General features: G+C 62.8%; 19 protein-coding genes. 16 read left to right on the plus strand and 3 right to left on the minus strand.

Annotated elements, in window-relative coordinates:
• Window positions 1-31 precede the first annotated feature (31 nt).
• The gene (locus ASD64_RS09585; protein WP_056104197.1) at window positions 32-619 is read left to right on the plus strand and encodes a histidine phosphatase family protein; all 588 of its coding nucleotides are present in this window, start codon (window positions 32-34) and stop codon (window positions 617-619) included.
• Window positions 620-631: 12 nt separating this feature from the next.
• Here ASD64_RS09585 and ASD64_RS09590 read toward each other — a convergent pair whose 3' ends face one another.
• A complete protein-coding gene (locus ASD64_RS09590; RefSeq protein WP_056105012.1) occupies window positions 632-895 on the minus strand; it encodes a DUF1344 domain-containing protein in 264 nt (87 codons plus the stop codon).
• 188 nt (window positions 896-1,083) lie between these two features.
• Here ASD64_RS09590 and aroC point away from each other — a divergent pair, with 188 nt between their 5' ends.
• The 11 genes from aroC (at window position 1,084) to ASD64_RS09645 (ending at window position 11,906) form a co-directional block, all read left to right on the plus strand.
• A complete protein-coding gene (gene aroC / locus ASD64_RS09595) occupies window positions 1,084-2,184 on the plus strand; it encodes a chorismate synthase (protein ID WP_056104199.1) in 1,101 nt (366 codons plus the stop codon).
• Between the two features lie 110 nt (window positions 2,185-2,294).
• Window positions 2,295-3,392, plus strand: coding sequence for a 3,4-dihydroxy-2-butanone-4-phosphate synthase (gene ribB, locus ASD64_RS09600; protein ID WP_056104201.1), 1,098 nt, complete (start codon window positions 2,295-2,297; stop codon window positions 3,390-3,392).
• A gap of 198 nt (window positions 3,393-3,590) precedes the next feature.
• Entirely contained in the window at window positions 3,591-4,565 is a 975-nt protein-coding gene (locus tag ASD64_RS09605) for a hypothetical protein (RefSeq protein ID WP_056104205.1), read from the plus strand.
• A 70-nt stretch (window positions 4,566-4,635) separates the two neighbouring features.
• The gene (locus ASD64_RS09610) at window positions 4,636-5,562 is read left to right on the plus strand and encodes a histone deacetylase family protein (protein WP_056104208.1); all 927 of its coding nucleotides are present in this window, start codon (window positions 4,636-4,638) and stop codon (window positions 5,560-5,562) included.
• 3 nt (window positions 5,563-5,565) lie between these two features.
• The gene (locus ASD64_RS09615) at window positions 5,566-5,817 is read left to right on the plus strand and encodes an exodeoxyribonuclease VII small subunit (RefSeq protein WP_056104212.1); all 252 of its coding nucleotides are present in this window, start codon (window positions 5,566-5,568) and stop codon (window positions 5,815-5,817) included.
• A 112-nt stretch (window positions 5,818-5,929) separates the two neighbouring features.
• Window positions 5,930-6,850, plus strand: coding sequence for a pirin family protein (locus tag ASD64_RS09620; RefSeq protein WP_056104215.1), 921 nt, complete (start codon window positions 5,930-5,932; stop codon window positions 6,848-6,850).
• Between the two features lie 81 nt (window positions 6,851-6,931).
• Entirely contained in the window at window positions 6,932-8,845 is a 1,914-nt protein-coding gene (gene dxs, locus ASD64_RS09625) for a 1-deoxy-D-xylulose-5-phosphate synthase (protein ID WP_056104218.1), read from the plus strand.
• 105 nt (window positions 8,846-8,950) lie between these two features.
• Entirely contained in the window at window positions 8,951-9,715 is a 765-nt protein-coding gene (locus tag ASD64_RS09630) for a TlyA family RNA methyltransferase (protein ID WP_056104220.1), read from the plus strand.
• Window positions 9,712-10,953 carry a class I SAM-dependent RNA methyltransferase gene (locus ASD64_RS09635; protein ID WP_056104222.1) on the plus strand — a complete coding sequence of 414 codons (1,242 nt, stop codon included), beginning with the start codon at window positions 9,712-9,714 and terminating at the stop codon, window positions 10,951-10,953. Before ASD64_RS09630 ends, ASD64_RS09635 begins: the two co-directional genes overlap by 4 nt.
• Before the next feature lie 76 nt (window positions 10,954-11,029).
• Window positions 11,030-11,401 (plus strand): antitoxin Xre/MbcA/ParS toxin-binding domain-containing protein, encoded by a 372-nt coding sequence (locus tag ASD64_RS09640; RefSeq protein WP_056105014.1) that lies wholly within the window; start codon window positions 11,030-11,032, stop codon window positions 11,399-11,401.
• A complete protein-coding gene (locus tag ASD64_RS09645) occupies window positions 11,394-11,906 on the plus strand; it encodes an RES family NAD+ phosphorylase (RefSeq protein ID WP_056104224.1) in 513 nt (170 codons plus the stop codon). Before ASD64_RS09640 ends, ASD64_RS09645 begins: the two co-directional genes overlap by 8 nt.
• Window positions 11,907-11,913: 7 nt before the next feature.
• On the opposite strand, the gene tldD is transcribed toward ASD64_RS09645, so the two are convergent.
• Complete coding sequence (tldD, locus tag ASD64_RS09650) at window positions 11,914-13,326, minus strand: metalloprotease TldD (protein ID WP_056104227.1); 1,413 nt, start codon at window positions 13,324-13,326, stop codon at window positions 11,914-11,916.
• Window positions 13,327-13,410: 84 nt separating this feature from the next.
• The gene (locus ASD64_RS09655; protein WP_056105016.1) at window positions 13,411-13,926 is read right to left on the minus strand and encodes an invasion associated locus B family protein; all 516 of its coding nucleotides are present in this window, start codon (window positions 13,924-13,926) and stop codon (window positions 13,411-13,413) included.
• Window positions 13,927-14,299: 373 nt separating this feature from the next.
• Here ASD64_RS09655 and coxB point away from each other — a divergent pair, with 373 nt between their 5' ends.
• From coxB to ASD64_RS21260, 4 genes are all read left to right on the plus strand, one after another.
• On the plus strand, window positions 14,300-15,169 hold the full coding sequence (gene coxB, locus ASD64_RS09660; protein ID WP_200957819.1) for a cytochrome c oxidase subunit II: 870 nt from the start codon (window positions 14,300-14,302) through the stop codon (window positions 15,167-15,169).
• 37 nt (window positions 15,170-15,206) lie between these two features.
• Window positions 15,207-16,853, plus strand: coding sequence for a cytochrome c oxidase subunit I (ctaD, locus tag ASD64_RS09665; RefSeq protein ID WP_056104230.1), 1,647 nt, complete (start codon window positions 15,207-15,209; stop codon window positions 16,851-16,853).
• A gap of 80 nt (window positions 16,854-16,933) precedes the next feature.
• Window positions 16,934-17,878, plus strand: coding sequence for a heme o synthase (locus tag ASD64_RS09670; RefSeq protein ID WP_056104232.1), 945 nt, complete (start codon window positions 16,934-16,936; stop codon window positions 17,876-17,878).
• Between the two features lie 5 nt (window positions 17,879-17,883).
• Window positions 17,884-18,042, plus strand: coding sequence for a hypothetical protein (locus tag ASD64_RS21260; protein ID WP_162249064.1), 159 nt, complete (start codon window positions 17,884-17,886; stop codon window positions 18,040-18,042).
• The last annotated feature ends 3 nt before the right edge of the window (window positions 18,043-18,045 follow it).

Here is an 18,045-nt window from a genome sequence, read left to right on the forward strand (position 1 = left end):
ACCTTGAGCACCTGAAAGACCCCCGGACGCCATGTCTCCGCTCGTCTACATCGTGCGCCACGGCCAGACGGACTGGAACGTGGAGGAACGCCTGCAAGGGCAGGCCGATATCGACCTCAATGCCCAGGGGCGTGGCGAGGCGACCGGCAATGGCCTGAAATTGGCAGAACTGATTGCCGATCCGCAGTCTTTCGATTTCGTTGCCAGCCCGATGATCCGCACCCGTCACACCATGGAACTGGTGCGGCTGGCGATGGGTCTTCCCAACAACGGCTACCGCACCGACCCGCGCCTGATGGAGATGAATTTCGGCGATTGGCAAGGCTACACGATTGCCGAACTGGAAGCGCGCCATCCCGGCTCGACCAAGGGGCGAGTTCTCGACAAATGGGATTTCAGGCCGCCGGGCGACGCAGCCGAGAGCTACCAGATGCTGCTGGACAGGGTGCGGCCGTTTTTCGCAGAGTTAGACCGCCCCACTGTCTGCGTGACACATGGCGGCGTCATCCGGGCGCTGTTTCGCCTCGTCGAAAAGGTTTCGAAGGCCAAGGCCGGTTCCGTGGACACTCCGCAGGACCGTATCTTGCGCTGGCGGGATGGCCGTCTCGAGTGGCTTTGACGGCCGAATTGCCTACTCTGGCAATTGCATGTCGGTGATGACGTTTTCACCCTTTGTCACGTCGAAGGCGATGACGATGTCCATTCCGGGCTGCAGCGAATCGACATCCATCTCGGCGTTCAGCTTGTAGGCCTTGCCGTCGTCAAGCGTCAGCGTCATCGCTTCCTTGTCCACCTTCTTGATCACGCCTTCCGTCTGTGCGGCAAAGACGGCGGTCGAAATGAACAGCATGGCGGCAATCGCGCCAAGGAGCGTACGCCCGATCCGGGTAAGCATGGTCGTCCTCTTGGTTTCTTGCGCCCTTGGCCGCACCGGCGGCTGGGCGATTGTGGGGCTCGGCGAAGAGAGCAGAAACCAGCCCAATGTGTCAAAGCTTGGACAGCACTGATCACAGTTTGACCACTGCAAAAAACGCCAATAGAACGCGCAATTGAACCGGCCAGTCGCCGGGCAGGGCTATTTTGATGTCTCACAACACCTTCGGCCACCTGTTTCGCGTGACCACCTGGGGCGAGAGCCACGGCGTGGGGCTAGGCTGCGTGGTCGATGGCTGCCCGCCCGGCATCCGCTTCACGCTTGCCGACATCCAGGCCGAGCTCGACCGGCGCCGGCCCGGCCAATCGCGCTTCGTCACGCAGCGGCGCGAGCCCGACGAAGTCAAGGTGCTGTCCGGCTATGTGTTCGATGACGATGGCACAACCATGATCACCACCGGCACGCCGGTTTCGATGATGATCGAAAATGTCGATCAGCGGTCGAAGGACTATGGCGACATTGCGCGCCAGTACCGCCCCGGCCATGCCGACTACGCCTATGATGTAAAGTATGGCCTGCGCGACCATCGCGGCGGCGGCCGCTCCTCGGCGCGCGAGACGGCGGCGCGGGTGGCGGCGGGTGCTCTGGCGCGCAAGGTCGTGCCCGGCCTCGTGGTTCGAGGCGCGCTCATCTCAATGGGCGAGAAGAAGATCGACCGGGCGAACTGGAACTGGAATTTCGTCGGTGACGCCGAAAATCCGTTCTTCACGCCGGATCCAGCCTCGGTGCCGGTGTTCACGGCCTATCTCGACGGCATTCGCAAGGCGGGTTCTTCGGTTGGCGCGGTGATCGAGATCGTCGCCGACGGCGTTCCTGCCGGTCTCGGCGCACCGATCTATGCCAAGCTCGACCAGGACATCGCGTCCAACCTGATGTCGATCAACGCCGTGAAGGGCGTCGAGATCGGCAACGGTTTCGAAGCCGCAACCATTACCGGCGAACAGAATGCCGACGAAATGCGTATGGGCAATGACGGCAAGCCGGTCTTCCTGTCCAACCATGCCGGCGGGATTTTGGGTGGCATTTCGACCGGCCAGCCGGTGATTGCCCGTTTCGCGGTCAAGCCGACATCGTCTATCCTGACTCCACGCAAATCCATCGACAAGGATGGCCACGATGTCGACGTGATGACCAAAGGCCGCCATGATCCATGTGTCGGCATTCGGGCCGTGCCGATCGGCGAGGCCATGGTTGCCTGCGCCATTGCGGATCACTATCTGCGCCATCGCGGACAGACGGGACGAATTTAGCCAATAGCAAACAAGGAGTAGCGAAGAGGAAGAACGGCATCAGCGCAGCAGGACATCAAACCTGCTCTCTATTGTCTAATCCCTATTCGCTCACAACGCAGCGAGCACAAATGCCATACGACCAGAAGAAAATCGTCGAAGCCCTGCGCGCCTTCGAGCGCGGCGAGATCGTCGTGGTCATGGACGATGACGGGCGCGAGAACGAAGGCGACCTGATCGTCGCCGCCGTTCATTGCACGCCGGAAAAGATGGCTTTCATCGTGCGCCACACTTCCGGTATCGTTTGCGCCCCGATGCTGCGCGAGGATGCCAGGCGGCTGAACCTTGCGCCGATGGTGGCAGACAACGATTCGGCCCACACCACCGCCTTCACCGTCAGCGTCGACTTCAAGCATGGCACGACGACCGGCATTTCCGCCGATGACCGCACGCTCACCGTGCGCAACCTCGCCAACGGCAATGTCGGCCCGTCCGATTTCGTGCGCCCCGGCCACATCTTTCCGCTGATTGCGCGCGAAGGCGGCGTACTGATGCGCTCGGGCCATACCGAAGCGGCGGTGGACCTTTGCAAGTTGGCCGGCTTGCCGTCGGTCGGCGTGATTTCAGAGTTGGTCAATGACGACGGCACGGTCATGCGTGGTCCGCAGGTGTCGGCGTTTGCAGAACAGAACGGCCTCAAACAGGTGTCGGTTGCCGACCTCATTGCCTATCGCCAGCGCCAGGAAACGCTGGTCGAGCGCGTTGCCTGCACCGATATCGAAACATCCGGCGGCAAGGCCAAGCTCTACGCCTACACGCTGCCGTGGGATCCGATGCAGCATCTGGCGATCGTCTTCGGCGATATTCGCGACGGCGTGGACGTGCCGGTTCGCCTGCATCCCGAAGATGTCGTGGCCGACGTTTTCGGCACTGCCCACAGGCTGGACGCCATCATGAGCGCCATGGGCGAGCAGCAGCGCGGCGTGATCGTCTATCTGCGTGAAGGCTCGGTCGGCGTGGCGCATCAGGAACGCAAGCGGCCCGCCAGCGACCATGAGGATCATGAAGAGGCGCGGCGACGCGAGAGCGAGTGGCGCGAGATCGGTCTCGGCGCGCAGATCCTCAAGGACCTGGGCATTTCCTCGATCAACCTGATTTCATCGCGCGAGCGCCACTATGTGGGGCTAGAAGGCTTCGGTATTCATATCGCCAGCACCGAGATCGCTTAGGGACGTACCGCAGTGCATGTTGCCCGAAAGTGGGAACGGGTTTCGGGATAAAAACAAATATCTGGAATGCGTCCAGTGATCTGAAAGATCGCGACGCGCACGAGCGGAGCACGGCTTGGGCGCGCTGCGCCCAATCGGTTGACCTTCCGTCGTATTGTCTTCATCTTCCCGGCTCGCTGGTGAAGGGGGAATCAGGCGATGTGGGATTTCAGCGTCAGTGCCTCGCTGTCCATCATGATGCGGACATGGCCCTTCATCGTCCTGCGCATGATTGTCTATTTCGGCATCACGCTGGCCTATATCCTGGCCACCGGATCGGGCGCCGGTGTCGGGTATGGCGTCGGCCACATCTCCTCCGATCCCGATGGGCCGGCATCCTTCGCAGTATGGGGTGGCGTCGTAGGCTTCGGCCTGGTGTCGATTGCCGTCTACTGGGTCCGCGAATACATCCTCTACATCGTCAAGGCAGGCCATATCACGGTCATGGTCCATCTGGTCGATGGACGTGAGGTGCCGGATGGCCAGAACCAGATCGCCTATGCAAGGCAGATCGTGACGCAGCGCTTTGCCGAGGCGAACATCCTGTTCGTGGTGGGTCAGCTTGTGAAGGGCGCGACCCGCGCCATCACCGGCCTGATCGGAGGTATTGCCGCGTTCCTGCCCATACCGGGCCTCGACGGGCTGGTGCGTTTTGCCAACACAGTGGTGCGGATTTCGCTGACCTATGTCGATGAGATCATCCTTGGCTACAATATCCGCATGAATTCTTCCTCTCCATTCGAGAGCGCCCGGCAGGGCGTCGTGCTTTATGCGCAGAACGGCAAGGTGATGCTCAAGAATGCGGTATGGCTGGCGGTGATGATGTGGGTGGTGTCGTTCCTGATCTTCCTCGTCATGATCGCGCCGGCGGGAGCGATCCTCTATCTTATGCCCGGCCAACTCGGCGGCTGGGCCTTCGTGTTCGCAATCGTGTTTGCCTGGGCGTTCAAGGCGGCGTTCATCGAGCCTTTCGCCATAGCGTGCCTGATGCAGGTCTATTTCCGCGCCATCGAGGGCCAGGTGCCCAATCCCGAATGGGACCGCAAATTGGCGGAAGCATCGGGGAAGTTCCGCGAATTGAAGGACAAGGCGATCGGGTCATTTGGTGGCGGGCGGGCGGCGCCGGGTACCTGAATCTGTTGATCGTCGTGCCTTGAGGCCGTGAAAACATGGCCAAGCGGCGCCGGCGCGCCTATATCGGGGCATGGTCACGCGCCTCTACACCCATCCGATCTACCTTGAGCACATAACCCCGCCAGGCCATCCCGAGCGGCCCGACCGGCTGCGCGCCATTGAGCGGGCGCTGGGTGACGAGGCATTTTCTGCACTTGATCGCGTGCAAGCGCCGGAGGGCGACGAAGCAACCATCCTCTATGCGCATCCGGCCGACTTCGTCGCGCGCGTGCGCGCATCTGTTCCGGATACAGGTATCGCCCGCATCGACGCCGATACCACCGCCAGCCCGAAAAGCTGGCAGGCGGCGCTGACCGCCATAGGTGCTGCCAATGCCGCCGTCGACGATGTGTTCGAGGACCGGGCCGCCAATGCCTTCGTCGCTGCCCGCCCGCCGGGCCACCATGCCGAGAAGACGACGGCGATGGGCTTTTGCCTGTTCAACAATGCGGCCATCGCCGCCCGCCATGCCCAGAACAAGCATGGCGCCGAGCGTGTCGCCATCGTCGATTGGGACGTGCATCACGGCAACGGCACGCAAGACATCTTCTGGGACGATCCGAGCGTGCTTTACTGTTCGACGCATCAGATGCCGCTTTATCCCGGCACCGGCGCGAAGAACGAGACGGGCGCAGGCAACATCGTCAACGCGCCGCTTTCTCCGCAGACCGGCTCCGACACCTTCCAAGAAGCGTTCGAGACGCGGATTTTGCCGGCGCTGGACGAATTCCGGCCTGACCTGATCATCATTTCGGCGGGTTTCGACGCGCACCACCGCGATCCGCTGGCCGAGATCAATCTGGTCGAGGATGACTTCGACTGGGCAACCGGCCAGTTGATGGATCGCGCGGGGCGCTATAGCAGCAATCGGCTCGTCAGCCTGCTGGAAGGCGGCTACGATCTGCAAGGACTGGCATTTTCGGTCGCGGCCCATGTCGCGCGCTTGATGAAGGGATAGGACATGGCTGGCGAGGCGAATGAAGACGTCAGGGCGATGAGCTTCGAGCAGGCGCTCGACGCCTTGGAGAAGATCGTCGTGGACCTGGAGCGTGGCGACGTGGCGCTCGACCAGTCGATCCGCATCTATGAGCGCGGCGAGGCGCTGAAGGCACATTGCGACCGGCTTCTGAAGGCGGCCGAGGACAAGGTGGAGAAGATCCGCCTGTCGCGCGACGGCAAGCCGGTTGGCACGGAGCCGCTCGACGGCGAATAGGCCGCCGTTTCAGGCGGCGACGATTGAACAGTACGTCGCGGCTTTGCGGCTTTCTCGTCCAGCCTGCGGCGTATAGACTTTCCGCCATGTGCTGAAGCAAGGAGCCGCGCTAATGAGCTTCTTTCCCGGGAACGATCCCAGTATCGGCGATGCCTTCGCCTGCGACGCCATCGAATTGATGGTGATCCCCAACGCCCGCGACATTGACGGCTTCCAGGTACGGCGCGCCTTGCCGACCGCGCGGCGAAGATTGGTCGGTCCGTTCATCTTCTTCGACCGCATGGGGCCGGCGATCCTGAGGGCAGGGCAGGCGCTCGATGTGCGTCCGCACCCGCATATCGGGCTCTCCACGGTCACCTATCTGTTCGACGGCAAGATCAGGCACCGCGATTCTCTCGGCACCGAGATGGTCATCGAACCGGGCGACGTGAATTTGATGACGGCCGGGCGCGGCATTGTCCATTCCGAACGCACGCCGGAGGAATTGCGCGGCGCGCCGATGTCGGTGTCCGGCCTGCAGACATGGCTGGCCTTGCCTGACAGCAAGGAAGAAGTCGCGCCGTTGTTCGAGAACACGGCCAGCACCACCTTGCCGCAATTCGATGCGGAAGGGGTGAAAGGGCGCGTCGTCATCGGCTCTTTTTCAGGCATGCAGTCGCCCGTGCGGGCAACTTCGGAAACGCTCTATGCCGACATCAGGCTTTCGTCCGGAGCCAGGGTCAAAATTCCGGCAGATAGCGAGGAGCGGGCAATCTATACGCTGGAAGGCGAGGTTTCGATTTCAGGCGACCGCTTCCCGGCCGAGCGCCTGCTGGTATTCAAGCCCGGTGACGAAATCGTGGTGTCGTCGGAACTTGGCGCGCATTTCATGCTGTTCGGCGGCGCTTCGCTGGGCTCCAAGCGCTACATCTGGTGGAATTTCGTGTCTTCGTCCAAGGAACGCATCGAACAGGCCAAGGAAGAATGGAAGACCGGCCGCTTCGATATCGTGCCCGGCGACGAGGAGGAATTCATTCCGCTGCCCGAGGGCTGACGGGAGGCGTTCTCGCATTTACATTCGCGACTGCACGGCCTATCGGCTTGTCACCGATAGGAATCTGGATGGGCCGCTGACGTGAACCCCAAACCCGACACCCCGCTTCTGGACAAGGTTCGTATTCCAGCGGATCTGCGCGGCCTTGCCGAATCGGCCTTGCCGCAATTGGCGGCGGAACTGCGCATCGAGATGATCGACGCCGTGTCGCAGACCGGCGGCCATCTGGGCGCGGGACTGGGCGTCGTCGAACTGACCGTCGCCCTGCACTACGTCTTCAACACCCCGCAGGATCGCGTGATCTGGGACGTCGGCCACCAGGCCTATCCGCACAAGATCCTGACCGGCCGCCGCGACCGCATCCGTACATTGCGGCAGGAGGGCGGACTGTCGGGCTTCACCAAGCGCGAAGAGAGCGAATACGACCCCTTCGGCGCAGCCCACTCATCGACCTCGATCTCGGCCGGCCTCGGCATGGCGGTGGCGCGCGATCTGTCCGGCGGCAGGAACAACGTCATTGCCGTCATCGGTGACGGCGCGCTGTCGGCCGGCATGGCCTACGAGGCCCTGAACAATGCCGGCGCGCTGGGTTCGCGCCTCATCGTTATTTTGAACGACAACGACATGTCGATCGCGCCGCCGGTCGGGGCGATGAGCGCCTATCTGGCGCGTCTTTCGTCCGGCAGGACCTATCAGGGCTTCCGCGAACTCGGCAAGAAACTGACGGCTTATCTCGGCGAGCGGGCCGACCGGGCAATCACCCGCGCGGTGGAGCATGCGCGCGGCTATGTCACCGGTGGCACGCTGTTCGAGGAAATGGGCTTTTTCCACATCGGCCCCATCGACGGGCACAATCTGGAACATCTGGTTCCGGTGCTAAAGAACGTCCGCGACCACGGCACGGGACCTGTGCTGATCCATGTCGTGACGCAGAAGGGCAAGGGCTACGCGCCGGCCGAGGCCGCGGCCGACAAGTATCACGGCGTCAACCGCTTCGACGTCATTACCGGCGCGCAGGCCAAGGCTCCGGCCAACGCGCCGAGCTACACCAAGGTGTTTGCCGAAAGCCTGATCCAGGAGGCGCGCGCGGACGACCGCGTCGTTGCTGTCACAGCGGCCATGCCGGGCGGGACCGGTCTCGACCTGTTTGGCGAGGCGTTCCCGAGCCGCACCTTCGATGTCGGTATTGCCGAGCAGCATGGGGTGACGTTTGCCGCCGGCCTCGCCACGGAAGGCTATAAGCCGTTTGCCGCGATCTATTCCACCTTCCTGCAGCGCGCCTACGACCAGGTGGTGCATGACGTGGCGATCCAGAAATTGCCGGTTCGCTTCCCTATCGACCGCGCCGGCTATGTCGGGGCGGACGGCGCCACCCATTGCGGCGCGTTCGACACCACCTTCCTTGCCTCCTTGCCGGGCTTCGTCGTCATGGCGGCTGCGGACGAGGCCGAGTTGCGCCACATGGTGCGCACCGCCGCAAGCTATGACGGGGGTCCGATTTCCTTCCGCTATCCGCGCGGCAATGGCGTCGGCGTCGACCTGCCCGAGCGCGGTTCGGTGCTGGAGATCGGCAAGGGCCGGATCGTCAAGGAAGGCACCAGCGTCGCGCTGCTTTCCTTCGGAACACGGCTTGCCGACTGCCTGCTGGCCGCCGAGGAACTTGGCGCGGCTGGACTTTCGACCACTGTTGCCGATGCGCGCTTTGCCAAGCCGCTGGACGAGGACATGGTGCGGCGGCTCGCCCGTTCGCACGATGTGCTGGTGACGGTCGAGGAGGGTGCCATTGGCGGCTTCGCCAGCCATGTGCTGCACTTCCTGGCGCATGAGGGCCTGCTCGAAACCGGGCTGAAGGTGCGCCCGCTGGTGCTGCCGGATGCCTTCACCGATCATGGCAAGCCGGAAAAGATGTACGCCGACGCCGGGCTGGATGTGGCCGGTATAGTGCATGCCGTCTTTGCCGCGCTCGGCCGATCCGTCGATGCGCAACGCGCTTGATTGGGACGTCGGAACTTGAAGCGGCCCGTCTAGCCTGAGCCGTTTCCATGACCCGGCCTGCTCGTGGTGCTTGCCTTCGCTGCCGCCTTTCGTCAATGAAGACCGATGAAGCCTTTCCAGCCAGCCAGCGCGCGCCAGCGGCTTGACGAACTCCTCGTCAGCCGCGGGCTGTTCGCCAGCCGCTCGCGTGCCCGCGATGCCATCGAGCGCGGCACGGTGAGCGTGGAGGGTGCAATCATGCGCAAGGCAGGGCAGGGCGTGTCCTGCGATGTGGCAATCGCCGTCGACGATCCCGCACAGGCCTATGTCTCGCGGGCGGCGCTGAAACTGATCGCCGGGCTGGAGCATTTCCGCTTTGATGCCTTGGGTTGCGAAGCGCTCGACATCGGCGCTTCGACCGGGGGCTTCACTCAAGTGCTTCTGGAACGTGGTGCGGCGCATGTCAGCGCCATAGATGTCGGCCACGGCCAGATACACGAAAAGATTGCCGCCGATCCGCGCGTGACGTCCATCGAAGGGTTGAACGCCCGCGACCTCACCGTCGCCGATCTCGGCGGACGCATGCCCGATTTCATCGTGTCGGACGTCAGCTTCATTTCGCTGAAACTGGCGCTGCCGCCGGCGCTGGCTTTGGCCGAAACCGGCGCGAGGGCCGTCCTGCTCGTCAAGCCGCAGTTCGAGGCCGGCAAGGACGCAATCGGCAAGGGCGGCTTGCTGAAGAACCCGGACGATGGCGACCGCGTTGCCGAAGAGTTGCGGGCCTGGCTCGATGCCATGCCGGGCTGGCGGGCGATCGGATTTTGCCCGTCGCCCATCGAAGGCGGCGACGGCAACCGCGAGTTCCTGCTTGCCGGAGAAAAGACGCGATGAACGCGCGCTTTACCATCGAAAAACTTGGCTCGCAGGGCGACGGTATTGCCGAAACCGAACAGGGCGACGTTTTCATCCCGTTCGCGCTGCCGGGCGAAACGGTGAACGCCGCGCGTCAACGCGACCGCGCCACACTGATGGCTGTGATCGAGCCTTCGCCGCTGCGCGTGGCGCCTGCCTGCCGGCATTTCACCGAATGCGGCGGCTGCGCCGTGCAGCATCTGGAGGCGCAAGCCTATCTGCAATGGAAGCGTGGCAAGGTTGAGTATGCGCTGAAGATGAAGGGCATCACCGCCGAAATCGCCCCGATCGTGCCCTGCGAACCGCATAGCCGCCGCCGCGTCGTCTTCACCGCCCGAAAGGCGGCCGGTGAAATGTTGTTCGGCTTCGTCCGGGCGCTATCCAGCGAAGTCATTTCCATAACCGAATGCTCGATTACCCTGCCGGAAATCGTCGCCGCGCTTGACCCTTTGAAGGCGCTTGCCGGGCTGATCTGCGCGACAACCAAATCCTTCCATATGACGGTGACGGCGACCACTGCCGGCCTCGATATCGCGGCCCAGGATTCAGGCACGCTGGGCGAACACCAGCGCCGCATCGCCGCCAACTTCGTCATCGCCCAGAAGTTCGCGCGCCTGACCATCGATGGCGAAATCATTGTCGAGCCAAGGAAGCCTGTGGTGACGTTCGGCACGGTCGCGGTCGCCGTTCCGTCTGGCGCATTTCTGCAGGCGACGCAGGCGGCCGAGCAGGCGATGGCCGCGATGGTCGGCCAGCATCTGGCGCGCGCCAGGAAGGTGGCGGATCTGTTTGCCGGTTGCGGCAGCTTTGCGCTGCGGCTTGCGGCGAAATCGGAAGTCCACGCGGTGGAAGGGGATGCGGCTGCCCTTGCAGCGCTCGACCATGGCTTTCGCTTCGCCACCGGCCTCAAACGCGTCACCACCGAGCGCCGCGACCTGTTTCGGCGGCCGCTGACCTTCAAGGAATTGAATACCTTCGACGGCGTCGTCTTCGATCCGCCGCGTGCCGGTGCGGAAGACCAGTCGAAGCAACTTGCGAGGTCCGACGTGCCGTTCGTTGCCGCCGTGTCGTGCAATCCGGTAACCCTGGCGCGCGACCTCGCCATCCTCATCGACGGCGGCTACCGCCTGAAAAGCATCACTCCCGTCGATCAATTTCTATGGTCTGCGCATGTCGAGGCAGTGGCGCTGCTGGAGAAGCCGAAGAAGCGCCGGTAAGAGCCTGCGCTTGAATTGCACGTCTTTTGCGCCTATTTTGATGGTATCAAGTCAATTCATGCATGGAGGAGGCATCATGACCTCCGCAGTCCTTGAAATTCCGGCCTCGCGCTTCGGTGAGGGCAAGTCGCCATTTTTGTCGGCACGGCGGGTGGCCGAACTGCTTGGCGTCAACCTCACCGAACTGGCCGGCCTGATCGGCGTCGCCCGCAACACGCTTGCCGCCAAGGCGGGCGCGCGCAAGGTCGACGCGGCGCTGAGCCCGGTCGTGCGCATCCTGGCGATGGCGGGCGAGATGGCCGGCGACGAGCAGCGCGCCGCGATCTGGTTCAAGCACCAGCCCATCCCCGGCTGGGCGGGCAAGACCGCCTACGACCTCGTGCATGAAGGCAAGGCCGACAAGGTTCTCGCCTATCTGGAGGCCGTGCGCTCCGGCGTCTATGCCTGACACCGGGCAGAAACTGACCCTGTGGCGCGCCTTCGTGCCGCAATGGGCGCATATGCCGTTGTCGGGCGACGGTGCTGCCCGCTTCGGCGGCCGCTGGAATCCGGTCGGCGCCCCGGCGATCTATGCGGCGCGCGAACTCTCCACCGCTTGGGCCGAGTACAATCAAGGCTTTGTCCAGCATCCGGCCTTGATCGCGCAACTTGAATTGTCCGGCGCGCGGCTGGCCGACCTGACCGACCGAAACATACTTGCCGAACTCGGTGTGAGCGACGCCATCCACAAATGCGAGTGGCGCGATGCGATGGATCGCAAGCAAGTTCCGCAAACGCACAGATTGCGCAAGAGCCTGCTGAAGGACGGATGGCACGGCGTTGTCTATCCGTCCTTCATGTCGCCCGGCGGCACTTGCGTTGCGCTGTGGGACTGGAATGGCAAGGGCGGACCGCGCCTCGATGTCATCGATCCCGACCACCGCCTGCCCAAATCGCCCGCTTCATGGCTGTGACGTAAATTCAGACCTGGGTGCCGCCGACCGTCATCTGGTTCATGCGCAGATGCGGCTGGCCGACGCCGACCGGCACGCCTTGCCCGGCCTTGCCGCACATGCCGATGCCTGTGTCGAGCTTCATGTCGTTGCCGATCATGGAAACCCGGTGCATGGCATCCGGACCGTTGCCGATCAGCATGGCGCCCTTGATCGGCTGGGTGACCTTGCCGTTTTCGATCATGTAGGCCTCGGTGCAGCCGAACACGAACTTGCCTGAGGTGATGTCGACTTGGCCGCCGCCGAAGGACACGGCGTAGATGCCTTTCTTCACCGAAGAAATAATTTCGTCCGGCTCCATGTCGCCGGCAGTCATGTAGGTGTTGGTCATGCGCGGCATCGGCTGGTGGGCATAGCCTTCACGCCGCCCGTTGCCGGTGGCGGCCATGCCCATCAGGCGGGCATTCTGCCGGTCCTGCATGTAGCCGACCAGCTTGCCGTCCTCGATCAGCACGTTGTGGGCAGAAGGCGTGCCCTCATCGTCAACCGTGAGTGAGCCGCGCCGTTCGGCTATGGTGCCGTCGTCCACCACGGTGACGCCCTTGGCGGCGACCTGCTGACCCATCAGTCCGGCGAAGGCCGAAGTCTTCTTGCGGTTGAAGTCGCCTTCCAGCCCGTGGCCGACCGCTTCGTGCAGCATGACGCCCGGCCAGCCGCTGGACAAAACGATGTCGAAAGTGCCGGCGGGCGCAGGCACGGCCTCGAGATTGACCAGCGCTTGCCTGAGCGCCTCCTTGGCGGCGTGCTTCCAGCTATCCTCGATCAGGAATTCGCCGAAACCCTTGCGGCCGCCCATGCCAAAGGAGCCGCTTTCCTGCCGCTCGCCGTCACCGACGATGACGGCAACGTTGATCCTGACCAGAGGGCGGATGTCGCGCACCAACTGACCGTCGCCACGCAGGATCTCGACATGCTGCCACGACGACGCCAGCGAAGCAGTGACCTGCCGCACGCGCGGGTCTTCGGCGCGCAGCCATGCATCGATTTCCTGAAGGAGTTTGGCCTTGGCCTCGAAGGGCGGCGAGGGGATCGGGTTCTCGTCACTGTAGAGATGGCGGTTGGTGCGCTGAGGCGCTGCCGCAAGCTGGCCGGAATAACCGCCCTTGACCGCCGAGACCGCGTCCGAGGCTCGCAGCAGCGCCGCTTGCGACAACTCGCTCGAATGGGCGTAGCCGGTTGCCTCGCCGGCAACGGCGCGCAACCCGAAGCCCTGGTCGGTGTTGAAATTCGCCGTCTTCAGCCGGCCGTTGTCGAACATCAGCGCTTCGCTCTCGCTGTATTCGAGATAGAGTTCGCCGTCGTCGGCGCCTTGCAGCGTATCGGCGACCACTTTGCGGATACGGTCGTCGGAAATGTCGAACTGGCTGATGAGGCTGGTCATGGCGCGGCTACCTTCAGGGCAGGGTTTCGCAACCGATGTAGGCGCGCGAAGGCCGCTCGGCAATGCACATCGTTGAAGCGAGGCTTAAGGCAGCGCGGCGAAGCCGTCGGCGAAACCCTGGAGGTCGACCGGAATGCCTATGCCCTCTTCCGGCGTCTGGAAGATGATGAAGGTGGCCGCCGTTCCGGTCTTCAGCGTATCCAGCAACGACTTTTCCAGGATGACTTCCGCATAGCAGCCATCCTGGAAGCAGCGCACGAAGTAGGCGCGGCCGATATCCTTGCCGTCGACGTTGAGGCCGAGGCCGTTGGGAAGCAGGACACCCAGCGGTGCCAGCACGCGCAGAATCTCGGCTTTGTTGTCGGCCGTGCGCAAAACGACCACCGACAGGCCCATTTCGGGGCGATCCTCGGCGACGACGTTCTGCATCATCACGCATTGTTCGGCGCTGGCGCCTGCCGGGGTGTCGCAGATGATCGACCACGCACCATGAGTGGAGCGCACGCTGCCGCTTGGCTGCGCGGCGAGACTTGAGCCGGCGCACAACAAGGCGGCGAGAAAAATGACCTTCGCCAAGGTTCTCGAAACCCAAGAATTCATGACGGCTCCACTGCGAATCATGCCACTTTAAGCTGCGCCGAAGCCAAGCGAAAGGACGAGGATGGGTTCAATCGCCTTCGACTGCGGCAATAATGGGGTTTTCAAGCAATTTTTACATGAGTTGGCCACCGGTAGCGAGCCTCGATCCGCTTTTTACTCCAGGGTCCGCTTCGAATCCGCCTGCGTTTGGGCTGCCAGATGGCCTCCACCCCGGCCGCGCGCGCAAAAATGCCGCATGATGACTGGCCCTCCTTTCTTGCGGCGGGATAAAGAGTATGGTTTGAACCACCAACGGAATGTCCGGGATTCCCGTCCCGGCGTGCATTGTATATTCTTGCGGCCGAGCCGCGAGGCAGGGGAGATGATGAGGGCGATGAGAAATTTCGTTGCAGGTGGCTTGAGTGCTGCGGCCGCATTGCTTGCCGGGGCGTCGGCCCAGGCGGCTCAGCCGGCGGAATGGGAAATGAACTTTCAGCCGGCCGCCACCGACATAATGCACCAGATCACCTGGTTCGAGCATTATACGCTGTGGTTCATCGTGCCGATCACCCTGCTGGTCCTTTTCCTGCTCGCCTATTGCATCATCAAGTTTCGCGCCAGCGTGAACCCGGTCGCCTCGCGCACCAGTCATAACACGCTGATCGAGGTGATCTGGACGGTCGGCCCGGTGCTGGTCTTGCTGTTCATGGCGGTGCCCTCGTTCCAGCTCCTCACCGCGCAGTATTCGCCGCCGGAAGAGGCCAAGCTGACGGTCAAGGCGACGGCCAACCAGTGGAACTGGGACTACGAATACCAGACCGAGGACTTGCTTTCCTTCAACTCCGCCGTGCTGACCGATGCCGACCGCGCCGGTCTCGGCAAGGAAGACACCGGCGTCTATCCTCGCTTGCTGGCGGTCGACAATGAGATGGTGGTTCCCGTCAATACCATGGTCCGCGTGCTGGTTACGGCTTCCGACGTGATCCATGCCTTCGCGATGCCTGCCTTCGGTCTCAAGACCGACGCAGTGCCCGGCCGTACCAACGAGACCTGGTTCAAGGTCGAGAAGGAAGGCATCTATTACGGCCAGTGCTCTGAACTGTGCGGCAAGGACCACGCCTATATGCCGATCGCCATCCGCGTCGTTTCGCAGGCGCAGTACGATACGTGGTTCGCTGCGGCCAAGGCCGATCTGCCCGGCGCCAACAAGGCGCTGATGGCCGAGATCGGCAGCTCGAACAAGGTAGCGGTCGCCGGCAAGTGATGCCGCGACCCGTTTAGATCAGGCAACGGAGCCGAACATGGTATATGCTGCAGCTCACGACGATCACCACCATCCCCGCGGCTGGGTGCGGTGGGTCTACTCGACCAACCACAAGGACATCGGGACGCTTTATCTGATCTTCGCGGTGATCGCGGGGCTGATCGGCGGCTTCATGTCGGTGATGATGCGTATGGAACTGGCCGAGCCGGGCATCCAGATATTCACCGGCTTTGCCCAGATGGTCTACGGTTTCGAAGGCGACGCTGCCGTCGATGGCGGCAAGGCGATGTATAACGCCTTCACCACCATGCACGGCCTGATCATGATCTTCTTCATGGTCATGCCTGCCCTGATCGGGGGCTTCGCCAACTGGATGGTGCCGATCATGATCGGCGCGCCGGACATGGCTTTCCCGCGCATGAACAACATCTCGTTCTGGCTGTTGCCGCCGGCACTGATTCTACTGCTCATCTCCTTCTTCGTGCCGAGCGCGCCCGGTTCCTACGGCATCGGCGGCGGCTGGACCATGTATCCGCCGTTCTCCACTTCGGGCCAGCCGGGCCCGGCCATGGACCTGGCAATCCTGTCGGTCCACATCGCCGGCGCGTCCTCGATCCTTGGTGCGATCAACTTCATCACCACCATTTTCAACATGCGTGCTCCCGGCATGACGCTGCACAAGATGCCGCTGTTCGCCTGGTCCGTGCTGATCACCGCTTTCCTGCTTTTGCTGTCGCTTCCGGTGCTCGCCGGCGGCATCACCATGCTTCTCACCGACCGCAATTTCGGCACGAGCTTCTTCTCGCCCGATGGCGGTGGTGACCCGGTCCTGTTCCAGCATCTGTTCTGGTTCTTCGGGCATCCGGAAGTGTATATCCTGATCCTGCCGGGCTTCGGCATCATCAGCCATATCATCTCGACCTTCTCCAAGAAGCCGGTGTTCGGCTATCTCGGCATGGCTTACGCCATGGTGGCAATCGGTGCCGTCGGCTTCGTCGTGTGGGCGCACCACATGTTCACCAGCGGCATCTCGCTCGACACCCAGCGCTACTTCGCCTTCGCCACCATGGTCATCGCGGTGCCGACCGGCGTGAAGATATTCTCCTGGGTCGCCACGATGTGGGGCGGTTCCATCACCATCCGTACGCCGATGCTGTGGGCGATCGCCTTCGTGTTCCTGTTCACGGTCGGCGGCGTCACCGGCGTGCAGCTTGCCAATGCCGGCTTCGACCGCTCCGTGCACGACACTTATTACGTCGTCGCGCACTTCCACTACGTGATGTCGCTGGGTTCGGTGTTCGCCATCTTTGCCGGATGGTACTACTGGTTCCCGAAGATGACCGGCTACATGTATTCGCCGCTCATCGCCCGCGCTCACTTCTGGGTCACCTTCATCGGCGTCAACCTGGTCTTCTTCCCGCAACACTTCCTCGGCCTGTCCGGCATGCCACGCCGCTATATCGACTATCCGGATGCGTTCGCGGGCTGGAACATGGTTTCCTCCTACGGCTCCTACATCTCGGCTTTCGGCGTGCTGATCTTCCTCGTTGGCGTATTCGAGGCGTTTTCGAAGAAGCGGATCGCCGGCGCCAATCCTTGGGGCGAGGGTGCAACGACATTGGAGTGGCAACTGCCTTCGCCGCCGCCCTACCACCAGTGGGAGCAACTGCCGCGCATCAAGTGAGCGGCGGACTGTAGAAATCGAAGCCGCCGGCCATGGTCGGCGGCTTTGGCCAAACGGAATGATAGGACTTTTGAGTACGCATGGCCCTGGTCGACCATAGAAGCATCGAGGACGCCGACTTCCGCATGTCGGAAGCAACAGCCGGCGATTTCTTTGCGCTGCTGAAGCCGCGGGTGATGTCGCTGGTGGTGTTCACCGCGTTCGTCGGCCTGGTGGCGGCACCCGTGACGATCAACCCGTTCATCGCCGTGATTGCCATTTTGGCGATCGCCATCGGTGCGGGCGCCTCCGGTGCCCTCAACATGTGGTACGACGCCGACATCGATGCGGTCATGAGCCGAACCGCCAGCCGGCCGGTGCCGTCCGGCAAGGTTACCCCGGGCGAAGCGCTGAGCTTCGGTCTGGTGCTGTCGGTGCTCTCGGTTATGACCCTTGGCGTGCTGGTCAACTGGCTCTCCGCGTCGCTGCTTGCCTTCACCATCTTCTTTTACGCGGTCGTTTACACGATATGGCTGAAGCGCTGGACACCGCAGAACATCGTCATCGGTGGGGCAGCCGGAGCCTTCCCGCCCATTATCGGCTGGGCGGCCGCAACAGGCTCCGTCAGCCTCGAAAGCGTGATCCTGTTCCTGATCATCTTCCTGTGGACGCCGCCGCACTTCTGGGCGCTGGCTTTGTTCAAGTCTGACGATTATGCGCGTGCCGGCGTTCCGATGATGCCGAATGTCGCCGGCGAGGCTTCGACGCGCAGGCAGATCTTCGCCTATGCGCTGCTGTTGGCGCCAATTGGGGCGTTGCCCTGGGCGCTTGGCTATACGACCGCCGTCTATGGCATCGTTGCCGCGCTTTTGGGGGTAGGCTTCGTCTGGTATTCGTGGAAGGTGTTGCGCATGAGCGATACCGACCGCGCGATGAAGCCGGCCAAGGCGCTGTTCGGTTATTCGCTGCTTTACCTGTTCGCGATCTTCGCCGTTTATCTGGGCGACCGTCTCGTCGAACACGCACTGGGCCTTGGCGGAGTGTGATGGCGATGGACGATCTTGAACTCGTGACGCTTACCGAACGCCAGAGGAAAGCCCGGCGCAACCGTTCCATCGCGATCGGACTGGCGCTGGCAGCGCTGGTCGTCATCTTCTACGTGGCGACCATTGCCAAGTTCGGCCCCGCCATCCTCAATCGGCCGATGTGAGCG

It is taken from the genome of Mesorhizobium sp. Root157 (genome assembly GCF_001427385.1).
GTDB lineage: Bacteria > Pseudomonadota > Alphaproteobacteria > Rhizobiales > Rhizobiaceae > Mesorhizobium.

What these genes read in the sequence shown, in the direction of transcription:
- ASD64_RS09620 (WP_056104215.1), top strand. Translation starts at nt 5,930, where the DNA reads ATGAGCTTCTTTCCCGGGAACGATCCCAGTATCGGCGATGCCTTCGCC.
- ASD64_RS09610 (WP_056104208.1), top strand. Translation starts at nt 4,636, where the DNA reads ATGGTCACGCGCCTCTACACCCATCCGATCTACCTTGAGCACATAACC.
- ASD64_RS09635 (WP_056104222.1), top strand. Translation starts at nt 9,712, where the DNA reads ATGAACGCGCGCTTTACCATCGAAAAACTTGGCTCGCAGGGCGACGGT.
- ASD64_RS09585 (WP_056104197.1), top strand. Translation starts at nt 32, where the DNA reads ATGTCTCCGCTCGTCTACATCGTGCGCCACGGCCAGACGGACTGGAAC.
- ASD64_RS09670 (WP_056104232.1), top strand. Translation starts at nt 16,934, where the DNA reads ATGGCCCTGGTCGACCATAGAAGCATCGAGGACGCCGACTTCCGCATG.
- coxB (WP_200957819.1), top strand. Translation starts at nt 14,300, where the DNA reads ATGAGAAATTTCGTTGCAGGTGGCTTGAGTGCTGCGGCCGCATTGCTT.
- tldD (WP_056104227.1), bottom strand. Translation starts at nt 13,326, where the DNA reads ATGACCAGCCTCATCAGCCAGTTCGACATTTCCGACGACCGTATCCGC.
- ASD64_RS09655 (WP_056105016.1), bottom strand. Translation starts at nt 13,926, where the DNA reads ATGAATTCTTGGGTTTCGAGAACCTTGGCGAAGGTCATTTTTCTCGCC.
- aroC (WP_056104199.1), top strand. Translation starts at nt 1,084, where the DNA reads ATGTCTCACAACACCTTCGGCCACCTGTTTCGCGTGACCACCTGGGGC.
- ASD64_RS09605 (WP_056104205.1), top strand. Translation starts at nt 3,591, where the DNA reads ATGTGGGATTTCAGCGTCAGTGCCTCGCTGTCCATCATGATGCGGACA.
- ASD64_RS09630 (WP_056104220.1), top strand. Translation starts at nt 8,951, where the DNA reads ATGAAGCCTTTCCAGCCAGCCAGCGCGCGCCAGCGGCTTGACGAACTC.
- ribB (WP_056104201.1), top strand. Translation starts at nt 2,295, where the DNA reads ATGCCATACGACCAGAAGAAAATCGTCGAAGCCCTGCGCGCCTTCGAG.
- ASD64_RS09615 (WP_056104212.1), top strand. Translation starts at nt 5,566, where the DNA reads ATGGCTGGCGAGGCGAATGAAGACGTCAGGGCGATGAGCTTCGAGCAG.
- ASD64_RS09645 (WP_056104224.1), top strand. Translation starts at nt 11,394, where the DNA reads ATGCCTGACACCGGGCAGAAACTGACCCTGTGGCGCGCCTTCGTGCCG.
- ASD64_RS21260 (WP_162249064.1), top strand. Translation starts at nt 17,884, where the DNA reads ATGGACGATCTTGAACTCGTGACGCTTACCGAACGCCAGAGGAAAGCC.
- ASD64_RS09640 (WP_056105014.1), top strand. Translation starts at nt 11,030, where the DNA reads ATGACCTCCGCAGTCCTTGAAATTCCGGCCTCGCGCTTCGGTGAGGGC.
- ctaD (WP_056104230.1), top strand. Translation starts at nt 15,207, where the DNA reads ATGGTATATGCTGCAGCTCACGACGATCACCACCATCCCCGCGGCTGG.
- ASD64_RS09590 (WP_056105012.1), bottom strand. Translation starts at nt 895, where the DNA reads ATGCTTACCCGGATCGGGCGTACGCTCCTTGGCGCGATTGCCGCCATG.